The 14,119-nt window shown below is 65.1% G+C and carries 13 protein-coding genes; 10 read left to right on the plus strand and 3 right to left on the minus strand.

Annotated elements, in window-relative coordinates; all coding sequences use genetic code 11:
- Window positions 1–14 precede the first annotated feature (14 nt).
- Both glgA and glgC read right to left on the minus strand, forming a co-directional pair.
- Window positions 15–1,469, minus strand: a complete 1,455-nt coding sequence (glgA, locus tag GDN70_RS11460; protein ID WP_152102529.1) for a glycogen synthase GlgA — start codon at window positions 1,467–1,469, stop codon at window positions 15–17.
- Window positions 1,466–2,728 (minus strand): glucose-1-phosphate adenylyltransferase, encoded by a 1,263-nt coding sequence (glgC, locus tag GDN70_RS11465; RefSeq protein ID WP_028145408.1) that lies wholly within the window; start codon window positions 2,726–2,728, stop codon window positions 1,466–1,468. The genes glgA and glgC overlap by 4 nt, the downstream gene beginning before the upstream one ends.
- Window positions 2,729–3,106: 378 nt before the next feature.
- On the opposite strand from glgC, the gene GDN70_RS11470 reads away from it, so the two are divergent.
- Complete coding sequence (locus GDN70_RS11470; protein WP_028145407.1) at window positions 3,107–3,553, plus strand: hypothetical protein; 447 nt, start codon at window positions 3,107–3,109, stop codon at window positions 3,551–3,553.
- 233 nt (window positions 3,554–3,786) lie between these two features.
- On the opposite strand, the gene GDN70_RS11480 is transcribed toward GDN70_RS11470, so the two are convergent.
- Window positions 3,787–4,767 (minus strand): ABC transporter substrate-binding protein, encoded by a 981-nt coding sequence (locus GDN70_RS11480; protein WP_152102530.1) that lies wholly within the window; start codon window positions 4,765–4,767, stop codon window positions 3,787–3,789.
- 488 nt (window positions 4,768–5,255) lie between these two features.
- Here GDN70_RS11480 and GDN70_RS11485 point away from each other — a divergent pair, with 488 nt between their 5' ends.
- From GDN70_RS11485 to GDN70_RS11525, 9 genes are all read left to right on the plus strand, one after another.
- A complete protein-coding gene (locus GDN70_RS11485) occupies window positions 5,256–6,356 on the plus strand; it encodes an ABC transporter substrate-binding protein (protein ID WP_152102531.1) in 1,101 nt (366 codons plus the stop codon).
- Window positions 6,334–7,356 carry an ABC transporter permease gene (locus GDN70_RS11490; RefSeq protein ID WP_038947589.1) on the plus strand — a complete coding sequence of 341 codons (1,023 nt, stop codon included), beginning with the start codon at window positions 6,334–6,336 and terminating at the stop codon, window positions 7,354–7,356. Before GDN70_RS11485 ends, GDN70_RS11490 begins: the two co-directional genes overlap by 23 nt.
- Complete coding sequence (locus tag GDN70_RS11495; RefSeq protein WP_028145403.1) at window positions 7,350–8,147, plus strand: ABC transporter ATP-binding protein; 798 nt, start codon at window positions 7,350–7,352, stop codon at window positions 8,145–8,147. The genes GDN70_RS11490 and GDN70_RS11495 overlap by 7 nt, the downstream gene beginning before the upstream one ends.
- Window positions 8,141–9,313, plus strand: coding sequence for an acyl-CoA dehydrogenase family protein (locus GDN70_RS11500; protein WP_152102532.1), 1,173 nt, complete (start codon window positions 8,141–8,143; stop codon window positions 9,311–9,313). The genes GDN70_RS11495 and GDN70_RS11500 overlap by 7 nt, the downstream gene beginning before the upstream one ends.
- A 21-nt stretch (window positions 9,314–9,334) precedes the next feature.
- Complete coding sequence (locus tag GDN70_RS11505) at window positions 9,335–10,435, plus strand: LLM class flavin-dependent oxidoreductase (protein WP_152102533.1); 1,101 nt, start codon at window positions 9,335–9,337, stop codon at window positions 10,433–10,435.
- The gene (locus tag GDN70_RS11510; RefSeq protein WP_152102534.1) at window positions 10,432–11,370 is read left to right on the plus strand and encodes an ABC transporter substrate-binding protein; all 939 of its coding nucleotides are present in this window, start codon (window positions 10,432–10,434) and stop codon (window positions 11,368–11,370) included. The genes GDN70_RS11505 and GDN70_RS11510 overlap by 4 nt, the downstream gene beginning before the upstream one ends.
- 241 nt (window positions 11,371–11,611) lie before the next feature.
- Window positions 11,612–12,457, plus strand: a complete 846-nt coding sequence (locus GDN70_RS11515; RefSeq protein ID WP_038971181.1) for a CmcJ/NvfI family oxidoreductase — start codon at window positions 11,612–11,614, stop codon at window positions 12,455–12,457.
- 103 nt (window positions 12,458–12,560) lie between these two features.
- On the plus strand, window positions 12,561–12,875 hold the full coding sequence (locus GDN70_RS11520; RefSeq protein WP_038971180.1) for a septal ring lytic transglycosylase RlpA family protein: 315 nt from the start codon (window positions 12,561–12,563) through the stop codon (window positions 12,873–12,875).
- A gap of 43 nt (window positions 12,876–12,918) precedes the next feature.
- Window positions 12,919–14,088 (plus strand): Gfo/Idh/MocA family protein, encoded by a 1,170-nt coding sequence (locus tag GDN70_RS11525; RefSeq protein ID WP_152102535.1) that lies wholly within the window; start codon window positions 12,919–12,921, stop codon window positions 14,086–14,088.
- Window positions 14,089–14,119 lie beyond the last annotated feature (31 nt).

Consider the following 14,119-nt stretch of genomic DNA (forward strand, 5'->3'; position numbering starts at 1 on the left):
ACGACGGTCATGCCTCAGGCACGCTCCGCCGTGAGCCCACGATAGAGCGCGGCATAGTCGCCGGCGCGGTTGCGCCAGGAGACGTCGGTCGCAAGGCCGTGTCGTTGCAGTTGGCGCCAGGTCGGCTTGTCGTGGAAGGCGGTGTTGGCCTTGCGTAAGCTGCCGGCAAGGGCCTCCGCCGTCACGGGTGCGAACTTGAAGCCGGTGGCATCGCGGTCGGCGGCGTCGGCCTCTCCGATGTCGACGATGGTGTCCTCGAGCCCGCCTACGCGTGAGACGATCGGGACGGCGCCGTAGCGCAGCGCGCAGAGCTGGGTCAGGCCGCACGGCTCGAAGCGCGAGGGCACGATCAGCGCGTCCGAGCCGGCCTGGAGCAGGTGCGCCAGGATCTCGTCATAGCCGATCACGACGCCGATCCGTCCGGGATTGGCGCGGGCAGCGGCCTGATAGCGATCCTGGAGATCGCGGTCGCCGCTGCCGAGCAGCGCGAGCTGCATGCCTTCGGCCAGAATGGTCGGAATGGCCTCGAGCAGCAGATCGAGCCCCTTCTGCCAGGACAGCCGGCTGATGACGCCGAGCAGCGGCGCTTCGTCGGAGGAGTCGAGATTGAACTGCTGCTGAAGCACCGCCTTGTTCGCGGCCCGGAAGGTGAGGTCCTCCGCGCCGTAGCGGTAGGCGATGTGCGGATCGTCCTGCGGATTCCACACCGAGACGTCGATGCCGTTGAGGATGCCGCTCAGCACGTTTGCGCGTGCGCGCAACAGGCCACCGAATCCCATGCCGCCTTCGTCGCTCTGGATCTCCTGTGCGTAGGTCGGCGACACCGTCGTGATGCGATCGGCGAATTGCAGGCCCGCCTTCAAAAAGCTGATGCCGCCGAAATATTCGATCTCATTGACGTTGAACGCGTGCCAGGGCAGGCCGATCGCACCGATCAGCTCGGGAGCGAACTTGCCCTGATAGGCCATGTTATGGATGGTCATCACGGTGCCGGGTCGCGGGCGATTGTCATAGTGCAGATAGGCTGGCGCGAGCCCGGCCTGCCAGTCATGGGCCTGCACGACATCGGGTACGAAGGCGGGGACGAGGCCGTGGCCGATATCGGCGGCGATGCGCGACAGCGCCGCGAAGCGCACGCCATTGTCCGGCCAGTCGACACCCTCGGTGGTGACATAGGGATTGCCCGGCCGCGCATAGAGATGTGGCACGTCGAGCACGAACAGGTCGAGCCCGTCGTGGGAGCCCGCGAGCAGCCGGCCCGGTCCGCCGAAATAATCCGGCCAGCTCCGGATTTCCTCTGCGTTCGATACGATCCGCGTCACGTCGGGATAACCCGGCATCAAGGTGCGCATCTCGACGCCATGCGCCTTCAGCGCAATCGGCAGCGCGCCGGCGACATCCGCGAGGCCGCCGGTCTTGACGATGGGATAGACTTCAGAAGCGACCGCGAGGACGCGAACAGGCCTCATGTATTGAGCCTGTCGATCATCGGCTGAGTGACGAGGGAAATCCCCTGCTCGGTGGTGCGGAAGCGCTTGGCATCGAACGCCGGGTCCTCGCCGATCACGAGTCCTTCCGGAATCTCGACGCCGCGGTCGATCACGACGTTCTTCAGGCGAGCGCCGCGGCCGACACTGACATAGGGCATGATCACGGCGTTCTCGACATTGGCGTAGGAGTTGATGCGCACGCCGGTGAACAGCAGCGATCGGCGCAGCGAGGCGCCGGAGATGATGCAACCGCCCGAGACCAGCGAGCTCACGGCCTGGCCGCGCCGGCTCTCCTCGTCATGAACGAATTTCGCCGGCGGCGTGATCTCCGCATAGGACCAGATCGGCCAGGAGCTGTCGAACAGGTCGAGCTCGGGCACGACGTCAGTGAGGTCGATATTGGCGGCCCAATAGGCATCGACCGTGCCGACATCGCGCCAATAGGCGCGGGGGTCGCTGCCGGAACGCACGCAGGAGGTGGAATATTGGTGCGCCATCGCGCGGCCGTTCTTGACCAGGTAGGGAATGATGTCCTTGCCGAAATCGTGGTTCGAGTTCGGGTCCTCGGCGTCGCGCTTGAGCTCCTCGAACAGGAACTTCGCGTCGAACACGTAGATGCCCATGCTGGCGAGCGAGACGTCCGGCTTGCCCGGCATCGGCGGCGGATCCTTCGGCTTCTCCAGGAACTCCTGAATCCAGCCGTTCTCGTCGATATGCATGATGCCGAAGCCCGAAGATTCCGTCCGCGGCATCTCCAGGCAACCGACCGTGACGTCGGCGCCGCTGTCGACGTGCTGGCGCAGCATCACCTCGTAGTCCATCTTGTAGATGTGGTCGCCGGCCAGCACCACGATGAAGCGGCAGGCGTGGGATTCGATGATGTCGATGTTCTGGTAGACCGCATCCGCCGTGCCGACATACCACATGTTCTCGGAGACGCGCTGGCTCGCGGGGAGGATGTCGAAGCTCTCGTTTCGCTCCGGGCGAAAGAAGTTCCAGCCCATCTGAAGGTGCCGGATCAGGCTGTGCGCCTTGTATTGGGTGGCGACTGCGATGCGGCGGATGCCCGAATTGACGGCATTCGACAGCGCGAAATCGATGATGCGGGACTTGCCGCCGAAATAGACGGCTGGCTTGGCGCGGCGGTCGGTCAGTTCCAGGAGCCGGCTGCCACGTCCGCCGGCCAGGACGAACGCCAGCGCCTGACGGGCAAGCGGCTCGGGTCTCGCGGCACTCATGTCGTCCTCCCCACTCACGCCCGGCGCAGGCCGAGGCTATTTGTCGCGAGAAGCCTCGCGCCATTGGAACCGATAGTAACGGTACGAATAGTCAATCGTGAAGTAGGTTGTTGGTTGCGCAGGCGAGAAGCTTAATGCTTTGCCTTGGCCGCGGGGCTCCGGCATCGCCCCGGTGTCACGTCGGGCAGAGCGGGGCACGTTGGTTCGCCTCGCATGCCGGCAGCCGGCTCGCAGCGAGGCATGGACCAGGCTTGGACGAGGCTTGTGCGCCGCACGCAAATCCGGGCTTGAAAATCCGGGCTTTGACTTGGCGCAAAGATGCCCGATCATGCCGCTGCGATCCTTTTCCAAGCAAGACGTCAGACAGGGAGCAAGTCGATGAGGATCTGGAAAACGGCAATTGCTTGTTCGGTCGCCGGCGTGGTCATCGCCGGCCAAATTCAACAGGCGGCAGCGGCACCGCTGCCGACAAACGTCGCGACCATGAAGGCCGCTGTCGGTGACGATGTCGCGCAGGTGCATTGGCGCGGTCGTGGCTGGGGATGGGGCGGAGGTGGCCTCCTCGCCGGCGCGATCATCGGCAGCGCCATCGCCAGCAGCGCGCCTTATGGCTACGGCTATTACGGCGGCGGTCCGTATTACGGCGGCTATGGCTATGGTTATGCGCCCGCCTATTATGGCGGCTATGGACCGGGTTACGCCTATGGTCCGGGTTACGGTTATGGATATCGTTCCTATTACCGTCCCCGTCCGTACTACGGCTACCGCTATGGCTATTACCGGCCGCGCGCGTACTACCGGCCTTATTATCGCGGATACTGGTGATCGCGCGAAGCTACAGCGAGAGCCACACGATCAGGCTCATGCAGGCGAAATGCGTGAGCACGATCGCGGCGAGATGCAGCCGGCCGGCCTTGAGGCGAGGCCGTCTCCATTCTGAGCGCGAAGGATTGAAGTCGAATTGAGTTCGGACAACAGCAGCGCTCTCTCCGCTCCCTCCCCCACAAGGGGGGAGGGAGCGCACCTTTGTTGGGGTGTCAAGTGTCATCCGCTGGAAGTTAATTCGATCCCGCCGCCGCAGCCGTGAAGCTGCGGTCGACGGCTTTGCTGACGTCGAGCTTCTTGGGCAGGATGCCGTAACGCGTCGAGCGATCGGAGGCTTCCTGCACCTCCTTCACCACGTTCTCGTCGATTACGATCGGGCTGGTACGTTGCGCTGTGTAGGCTGACAGCAGCACGTCTTCCGGCAATTTGGTCAGCTCGGCGGTGTTCCTGGCATATTCGGAAACGTGATCCAGCGACCACAGCCGCGCCTTGTTCAGCCGCTGCACCAGGTCCTGCACCGCCGCGCGCTTGGTGGCGATGGCGTTGTCGGAGGCGACGATGAAGGTGATGGTCGGCGTCAGGCCCTCGCCGTCGGCGATCACCCGCGCCTTGTCCTTCAGCGTCGCGAACGACACGTAAGGCTCCCACACCGCCCAGGCGTCGATCGAGCCGGCGACCAGCGCGATCTTGGCATCGACGGGGCCGAGCGGCGCGAAGGTCGCATCCTCGAGCTTGATCTGCGCCTTCTCCAGCGTCGCGTCGATCAGGAACTGACCCCAGCCGCCGCGCGTGCCGGCGAGGCGTTTACCCCTAAGGTCGGCGGCCGATTTGATCGGCGAGTCCTGACGCACCAGGATGGCTTGCGTCTTCGCATCCGACCTGGTGCCGCCGATCGCCTTGATCGGCGCGCCCGCGGCGTAGACCGAGAGGAAGGAGAGATCGCCGGTGTAGCCGACGTCGAGCGCGCCGGCGTTGAGCGCTTCCAGGATCGGCGCCGCGGCGGGGAATTCCGACCATTCGATTCTGTAGGGCAGGTCCTTCGCATAGCCGGAGATCTCGAGCAGCGAGCGGTTGCCGCCCTTCTGGTCGCCGACGCGCAGCACGACGGTGTCCGCGGCAAACGACGCGGCAGTCGCCGATAGCGTGATGGCGGCGGCGAATAGCGAAGCGGCGAGCCGGCGGGTGATGGAATGATCGTGGGAGTTGATGCTCATATAGCCTGTCTTGTTGCGTGCTTGTGACTTTGGCTCACGACGCGTGAGCGAGCGATGCAGCGAGACGATCGAGTCTATGACCGAGCGAAGTGCAGTCAATGAAATGGCCAACCGTATTGCGCGCGCATCGGGCAAGGACGTTTCATTGAATCCTTGCGCGCGAGAACACGATGGTCCTGCGGAAGAAAGATGCACGGGATCTGAGCAGATGCGCGCTTGTGGCGATCGCCGGGAGCAACCGCATTCACGAAAATCGTTTCATCGTCCCCGCGCGCGCTGATGGAGAGAATGACCCTGCTTCGCATCACATTCGAAATTCCATTTCATTGACGATGCGGCGAGCGCGCCGCATGATTTGCGTATCGCATCAACGCGGCGCGACAAACGCCGGCGGAATAATTTTCTCTCAACGCAGCTCCGTACGGACCATGCGCAACGTGAAGCGTTGCGCTAAGGGCGGAGTCGTGCCAGCGCAGGAGTGGGGACTGATGAACAACGACGACAAGCGCGGCGGACGGGGGCTCGACCGGCGCCATCTGCTCCAGGCGGGGCTTGCGGCAGCTTTCGCTGCGCCGCTCGGCGCGCTGGGCGCTCACGCTTTTGCGCCGCGCGGCATCGCATCCGGCATCGATTTCTCGGAGTTTCCGCTGTGCCGGACGGCGTCCGTTGCCCCCGCGCTCACCGGTGCGCCGCGCAAGCTGAAACTGTCGTGGAATGCCGGCGCCGTCTGCCTCGCGCCGGTGCCTGTTGCCATCGAGCATGGCTTCTTCCAGAAGCACAATCTCGACGTCGAGCTCGTCAACTATTCCGGCTCGACTGATCAACTGCTCGAGGCGATCGCGACGGGAAAGAGCGATGCCGGTCTCGGCATGGCGCTGCGCTGGCTGAAGCCGCTGGAGCAGGGCTTTGACGTCAAGATCGCCGCCGGCACCCATGGCGGCTGCATGCGCGTGCTGTCGCGCGCCGATTCCAGTGTTGCCAAGCTCGCCGATCTCAAGGGCAAGATCGTCGCGGTCGGCGATCTCGCCGGTCCCGACAAGAACTTCTTCTCAATCCAATTGGCAAAGCTCGGTATCGATCCGAACAAGGACGTCGACTGGCGCGCCTATCCCGGCAACCTCCTTAACGTCGCCGTCGAGAAGGGCGAGGTGCAGGCGTTCCTGTCCTCCGATCCGCTGGCCTATCTCTGGCTCAAGGACACCCAGTACAAGGAGGTCGCCTCCAATCTCGACGGTGAATTCCGTGAAAAGAGCTGCTGCATCCTCGGCCTGCGCGGCAGCCTGGTGCGGGAGGAGCCGCAGGTCGCGCGCGCCATCACACAGGCGCTGCTCGATGCCGCGATGTTCAGCTCGCAGAATGCGACGGCCGCCGCAAAATCGTTCCAGCCCTACGCGCCGAAGGCGGCCACGCTCGCCGATATCGAGGGCATGGTGCGCTACCACACCCACCATCATCATCCCGTCGGCGATGTGCTGAAGCGCGAGCTCAAGGCCTATGCCGACGATCTCAAGAGCGTGCAGGTCTTCAAGCCGAGCACCGACACGGCCAAATTCGCGGAGCGCATCTATGTCGACGTATTCGCTGTCTGACGGCCTTGCCTCCGGCGCGCCGCGCCTCTCGCGCGCGCCGTTGCTGGCGAACTGGGCGAAGGAATCCGGCGTCGGTGTGCTCGCCAGCATCGCCTGGATCGCCTTCGGCCTGTCCTGCCTGTGGTGGGCGGATGTCGGCGACTGGTCGCGCACGCATTCGCTCGGCATCGCCGCCTTCGTCATCGCGGCCATCGCGCTGTTCGGCACCATCGGCGCCGATTATCTGGGATCGGCGGGCAAGGCCCTGCACAAGCGCGCGCCCTGGCTGGTCGCGCTCGGCGCCTTCCTGACGCTGTGGGAGGTCGCGACGGCAAAGTTCGCCTGGCTGCCGCTGCCGTTCTTCCCGCCGCCGCAGTCGATCATCGAGGTCTATACCGACGATTTGCCAAAGCTGCTCGATAGCGTTTTCGCCTCGGTCAAGCTTCAGCTCGGCGGCTATCTGATCGGCGCCACGGTCGGCTTCCTGACCGGCGTCTCGATCGGCTGGTCGCGCGCGGTCGGCTATTGGGTGCATCCGGTGCTACGCTTCATCGGCCCGCTGCCGGCAACGGCCTGGCTGCCGATCGCCTTCTTCACCTTCCCGTCGAGCTGGAGCGCCTCGACCTTCCTGATCGCGCTGGCAACGGGCTTTCCCGTCACCGTGCTGACCTGGTCGGGTGTCGCGAGCGTCAGCAATGCCTATTACGACGTCGCGCGCACGCTCGGCGCCAAGCCGTCCTTCCTGGTGCTGAAGGTCGCGATCCCCGCCGCGCTGCCGCACGTCTTCGTCGGACTGTTCATGGGGCTCGGCTCGTCCTTCGCCGTGCTCGTCGTCGCCGAGATGATCGGCGTCAAGGCCGGGCTCGGTTGGTACCTGCAATGGGCGCAGGGCTGGGCGGCCTACGCCAACATGTATGCGGCGCTGATCGTGATGTCGCTGCTCTGCTCCGGTGCGATCACGCTGCTGTTTGCGATCCGCGATCGTCTCTTGGTCTGGCAGAAGGGGACTGTGAAATGGTAGCCGCAGCTTTGGCTGAAGCGGTCACGCATCCGGCCGCCGGCGCCGCGCTCGACATTGAGCAGGTCAGCCACGCCTTCGACATCGACGGCGCAGAGTTGCCGGTGCTCAGCGACGTCAGCCTCTCGGTCGAGCCAGGCGAGTTCGTCGCGCTGCTCGGCCCCTCCGGCTGCGGCAAGTCGACCTTGCTGCGCCTCGTCGCCGGCCTCGACAAACCCAGGGCTGGACGATTGCGCGAGGACGAGGAGCGCATCAGGAGTCCACATCCCTCGCGCGTGGTCGTGTTCCAGGATCCGACGCTGTTTCCCTGGCGGTCGGTCTGGGACAACGTCGCCCTGGGCCTCGAGGCCCAGGGCATTCTCAAGAGCCAGCGTCATCGTGTCGATGCCGCGCTCGATCTGGTTGGGCTGGCGTCGTTCCGCAACGCCTATCCGCACCAGCTCTCCGGCGGCATGGCGCAGCGTGTCGCGCTGGCGCGTGCATTGGTCAACGATCCCAAGATCCTGATTCTCGACGAGCCGCTCGGAAAGCTCGACTCGCTGACCCGCATCACCATGCAGGCCGAGCTCGTCTCGCTCTGGCAGCGCAAGGGTTTTACCACGCTGCTCGTGACCCATGACGCCGAGGAAGCCCTCGTGCTCGCCAACCGCGTCATCGTCTTCAGCGATCGTCCCGCACGCGTGAAAGCCGACATCCGCGTCGACCGGCCCTATCCGCGTCATCGCGGCGATCCTTATCTCGCCGATCTGCGCCGCCAGATCCTCGGCCTGCTGGGATTGGACGCAACATGGTGACATCCGTAGCCAAGGGGCGCGCGGCCCATAGCGAGCCCGACTACATCGCGCGTGCCGAAGCATTGGCCGAAGGTTTCGCGGCACGCGCGGCCGGGCATGACCGCACCGGCAGCTTCCCCTTCGAGAATTTTCGCGAGCTGTCCGAAGCGAACTTGCTGTCGCTGACGGTGCCGGCGGTCCATGGCGGGGCCGGCGCCGGTGCGCGCTACACTGCGCGCGTCATCGGCATCATCGGCAAGGCCGACCCGTCGACCGCGCTGGTGCTGTCGATGCATTACATCAATCATCTCGTGATGGCGCGCAGCCCGACCTGGCCGGTGCGGCACTCGCGCAAGCTTGCGCGCGAGAGCGTCGAGGGCCTTGCGCTCGTCAACGCGCTGCGGGTCGAGCCCGAGCTCGGCTCGCCCGCGCGCGGCGGCCTGCCGGCGACGGTCGCGCGGCGCACCGAGACCGGCTGGCGCCTCTCCGGCCACAAGATCTATTCGACGGGATCGCCGATCCTGAAATGGTACCTGGTCTGGGCGCGGACGGATGAGGCCGAGCCGCGCGTCGGGCAATTCCTGGTGCCGGCGGGCCTGCCGGGCACCCGCATCGTCGAGACCTGGGACCATCACGGCCTGCGCGCCAGCGGCAGCCATGACGTCATCTTCGACGACGTCGTGATCCCCCTCGATGCCGAGGTCGACGTGCGCAAGCCGGCGGACTGGCGTGCGCCCGACGTTGCACAGGCCGCCATCCACACGGTCTTCGTCGCGGCGATCTACGACGGTGTTGCCCGCGCGGCGCGCGACTGGTTGATCAGGTTCCTGAAGCAGCGCGTGCCCGCCAGCCTCGGCGCGCCGCTCGCGACCTTGGCTCGCGCACAGGAGATCCTCGGTGCCATCGAAGCCAGGCTCGCGGTCAACGCGCGGCTGATCGCCTCCTTTGCAGGCGATTTCGACGACGGCGTTGGACTCTCTGCCGGCGAATCCAACGTCATCAAGCTCACCGTCACCAACAACGCGATCGCCGTGGTCGAGGATGCACTGTCCCTCACCGGCAATCACGGCCTGTCCCGCGCCAATCCGCTGGAGCGGCACTATCGCGACGTGCTGTGCGGTCGGGTGCACACGCCGCAGGATGATTCCACGCGCATCGGCCTCGGCCGCGCCGCACTGGGCCTCTAGGACATCAACAGGGAGACGATCATGTCGATCGAGTTCATCGGCTTCATCAGCAACAACAATTCGTCGGAGACCGTTGTCCGTGAGGGACCGGTGCTCAACCCCACCCACATCGAGACGGTGGCGAAGGCGCATGAGAATGCCGGCTTCGATCGCGCGCTGCTGGCGTTTCATTCGACCTCGCCCGACGCGCTCCAGGTGGCGCAGCACGTCCTCAACGTGACCTCCCGCCTCAACGTGCTGATCGCGCAGCGGCCGGGATTCACCGCCCCGACGCTGCTGGCGCGGCAGTTTGCCGTGCTCGATCAGTTTTCCCGCGGCAGGGTTGCGCTCCACGTCATCACTGGCGGCAATGCCACCGAGCTCAGGCAGGACGGCAACACGCTCGACGACAAGGACGAGCGCTACGCCCGCACCTCCGAGTTTCTCGATATCCTCAAGCTGGAATGGACCAGCGACAAGCCGTTCACCTACAAGGGCAAGTACTATCAGGTCGAGAACGCCTTCTCGCAGGTGAAGCCGTATCGGTCCGAGGGCATCCGCGTCTATTTCGGCGGCGCCTCGGATGCGGCCATCGACGTTGCCGGCAAGCACGCCGACACGTTTGCGCTGTGGGGCGAGTCCTACGCGCAGGTGCGCGATGTGACCTCGCGCGTCCACAACGCCGCTGTCAGGCAGGGCCGGCCGACGCCGCGCTTCAGCCTGTCGGTGCGTCCGATCATTGCCCCCACCGAGAAGCAGGCCTGGGAAAAGGCCGAGGAAATCCTGGCGCGCGCCACCGCGCTGCAGGACAAGACCGGCTATCGCAAGCCCGCCGACGGCCACGCCACTGCCGGCGCGCGGCGCCTGCTCGCGCTGGCCGACCAGGGCAGCCGCATCGACAAGCGGCTGTGGACCGAGATCGCAAAGCTCACCGGCGCCAACAGCAACACCACCGCGCTGGTCGGCACGCCCGAGCAGGTCGCCGAAGTCTTCGGCGATTATTACGATCTCGGCATCAGCCATTTCCTGATCCGCGGCTTCGATCCCTTGATCGACGCGATCGAGTATGGTCGTGAGCTGATCCCGCTGACGCGAGAGCTGGTCGCCAGGCGCCAGGCCGTGCGTGGCGAGGCCGCGGAATGATCCGTCTCATGCTGGCTGGCGCGCTGCTGTTCGGCTCGTTCGAGCTGACGCCAGCGCAAACCACTTTGCGCGTCGGCGACCAGAAGGGCAATTCGCAGGCCGTGATGGAAGCGGCCGGCGTGCTCAAGGACGTTCCTTACAAGATCGAGTGGAAGGAGTTTCCGGCGGCAGCCCCGCTGCTGGAGGCGCTCAGCGCGGGCGCGATCGAGACCGGGCTCGTTGGCGACGCGCCCTTCACCTTCGCCGCCGCCTCGGGCGCGCCGGTCAAGGCGATCGCCGCCATCCGGCAGACGCGCGAGGGGCTCGCGATCCTCGTGCCGGAGAATTCGCCGATCAGGAGCTTTGCCGATTTGCGCGAGAAGAAGATCGCAACCGGCCGCGGCTCGATCGGCCATCAATTGATCCTCGCGGCGCTGGAGAAGAACGGCTGGAGCGCGAGCGACGTGCAGATCGCGTTCCTCGCGCCGTCCGATGCCAAGATCGCCTACACGCAAGGTTCGGTCGATGCGTGGTCGACCTGGGAGCCCTATGTCAGCCAGGAGGAGGTGCTGTTCAGATCGCGGCGCATCATCACCTCGGAAGGCCTGACGCCGGGCCTCAGCTTCCAGGTGGCGCGGCCTGACGCGATCAGGGACAAGCGCGCCGAGCTGACCGACTTCATCCGCCGCCTCACCGCGGCGCGCGCATGGTCGCTGAACAATGTCGACAGCTATGCCGCGACCTGGGGCAGGCTGATGAACATCCCGGTCGCCGTGCCGCAGAACTGGCTCTCGCGCGCAAAAATCCGCATCGCGCCGATCGACGACGGCGTCGTCGCGGACGAGCAGGGCACGATCGACCTCTATTTCCGCTGGGGCCTGATCAAGCAGAAGCTCGATGCCGCCGAGATCGTCGATCGCTCCTTTGTGGATGCGATTGCGAAGGCGGGGTTGTAGCGAAGTCCTCGTGTCCCGGACGCGGTGCAAGCTGCTCCGCAGAGCCGGGGCACGATATATCACCAACACTCAAGCATCCGTGAAGTAGGAAGAACCCGTTCCAGCGCAATCGTCTTGCGCGACACGTTCCTTCTGCATTCTTCGCTCCCGACAACATCCTCATTGCTATTTGCATCGCACCTCTTGTGCCACGTCGCGCGCCCTCAAAAATCAATCCGACGACCACATCGGGAGACCGGCCATGGGCCTGCAAGAAACAAAAATCGAATCGCTTCCCTTCGTCACTGCCGAGCTCAACTATCTCGCGCCGACATCCGCCAAGCCGCGTACCTACGCCTTCGATCCGCCGCCCGGTGAGCCCAGGAGTACGTCGCTGCCGGAGCCGCATCAGGTTCCGATCTTCGATGCGCGTCTGATCGCGAACAATTTCTCGCTCGATCGCGAAGGCTTTGCGCTGGTGCGCCATCCGACCCGGGTGAAGGATTTCTACGACGACGCAGAGGTGAGGGCGGTCTACTATCCCGCCGTCGAGGCGTTCCTGCGCGCGACGCTGAAGGCCGACCGCGTCGTCATCTTCGACCATACCGTGCGCAAGCGCGTCGAGGGCGCGGCCGACATCCGCGGCGGTGGCCCGCGCCAGCCGGCGACACGCGTCCATGTCGACCAGACCGCCATCTCCGGCGCCAACCGGGTGCGCGAGCATCTGCCTGACGAGGCCGAAGAGCTGCTGAAGGGCCGCGTCCAGGTGATCAACCTCTGGCGTCCGATCCGAGGTCCGTTGCGCGATTCACCGCTCGCCATGGCCGACGGCACCACGGTTGCGCCCGGTGATCTCGTGGCGTCAGACCTGATCTATCCCAACCGCCGCGGCGAGACCTATTCGGTGAAATACAATCCCGATCATCGCTGGTTCTATTTCCCGGAGATGACACCGGACCAGGCGCTGCTGCTCAAATGCTACGATTCCGCAACCGACGGCCGCACCCGCTTCGGGCCGCACACCGCCTTCGTCGATCCGACCACGCCGCTGGACGCCGCGCCGCGCGAAAGCATCGAGGTGCGCACGCTGGTTTTTCACAAACAGTAACAATCTTTGATGGCGCTGCCGGGATCCGTCCCGGCAGTTCCAGGAACTGAAGGGAACAAACTGACGTTTGCGGGACGGGTCTGGGCCAACCCGGAGCGGTGCAGTGCGCGCGCAGCCGACGCTATTGTTTTGTCTCGCTACTTTCTCGTTTTCACCATTTTCTGTTGCCCATGCCGAAAACGGGCTCGCCTCCTATTACAGCTACGCAAAAGCCGGCAAAGGCGGTGAACTGACCTGTGCACACCGCACGCGCCCGTTCGGCAGCGTGCTCAGGGTCTCCTATGGCAGCCGCACGATCCAGTGTCGCGTCAACGATCGCGGCCCGTTCATCCGCGGCCGTATCGTCGATCTCTCGGTGCCGGCCGCCCGCGCGCTCGGCATGATGAGTGCCGGCGTGGTGCGAGTCTCCGTGGAATAGGCCGGCCGGCGCGCTATAGTGCCGCCCAAAGCAAGGGGGCACTATGGCTGGGATCAGGATCGGACTCGTCGGCTGCGGCTTCGTGTCGGAGCTGCACATGTATGCGTTCCGGCGCGTCTATGGCGTGGACGTCGAAGTCGCGGCGGTGGCCGCGCGCGGCGACCACGTCGTCGAATTCGCTGGCCGTCACAACATCCCGCGGGTCCATCGCAGCTTTGCCGATCTGATCGCCGACCGCGAGATCGACGTGGTCGACATCTGCACCCCGCCCAATCTTCATGCCGAAATGATCGTCGCGGCGATGCAGGCCGGCAAGCACGTGATCTGCGAAAAGCCGTTCGCCGGCTATTTCGGCCGCGACGGCGACCAGCCGCCGATCGGCAAGCACGTGCCGAAGGCGCTGATGTATGAGCGCGTGCTGGAGGAGATGGACAAGACGCGCGCCGCGATCGAGCGCACCGGAAAGCTCTTCATGTACGCCGAGGACTGGATCTACGCGCCCGCGGTGACCAAGACCGCGGAGATCATCAGGGCGACCAAGGACAAGATCCTGTTCATGAAGGGCGAGGAGAGCCATTCCGGCTCGCACGCGGCCCACGCCGCGCAATGGGCGATGACCGGCGGCGGCTCGCTGATCCGCATGGGCTGCCATCCGCTCTCCGCCGTGCTCTACCTCAAGCAGGTCGAAGCGAAGGCGCGCGGCGAGAGTATCCGCGTGGCCAGCGTCACCGGCGATGTCGGCAACGTCACAGCCGGCCTCAAGCCGGAGGAGCGCACCTACATCAAGGCCAATCCCGTCGATGTCGAGGACTGGGGCACGCTGACCGCGACCTTCTCGGACGGCACCAAGGCCACCGTGTTCTCCGGCGACATGATCATGGGCGGCGTGCGCAATCTGGTCGAGACCTATACGTCGGGCGGCTCGCTGTTCGCCAACATTACCCCGAACAACCATCTGATGAGCTACCAAACCTCCGAGGAGAAGCTCGCCAGCGTCTACATCACCGAGAAGGTCGACCGCAAAACCGGCTGGCAATATGTCTGCCTCGAGGAGGAATGGACGCGCGGCTATCTGCAGGAGATCCAGGACTTCATGGAATGCGTCGCGACCGGGCGGCAGCCGCTGTCCGACCTTGCGCTCGCCTATGAGACGATCAAGGTGAACTACGCCGGCTATTGGGCCGCGGAGGAGGGGCGACGGGTGGTGTTGTAGGGTACGCTTCTCTTACCCTCCCCTGGAGGGG

Source organism: Bradyrhizobium sp. TM102 (assembly GCF_009176685.1).
GTDB lineage: Bacteria > Pseudomonadota > Alphaproteobacteria > Rhizobiales > Xanthobacteraceae > Bradyrhizobium > Bradyrhizobium ottawaense.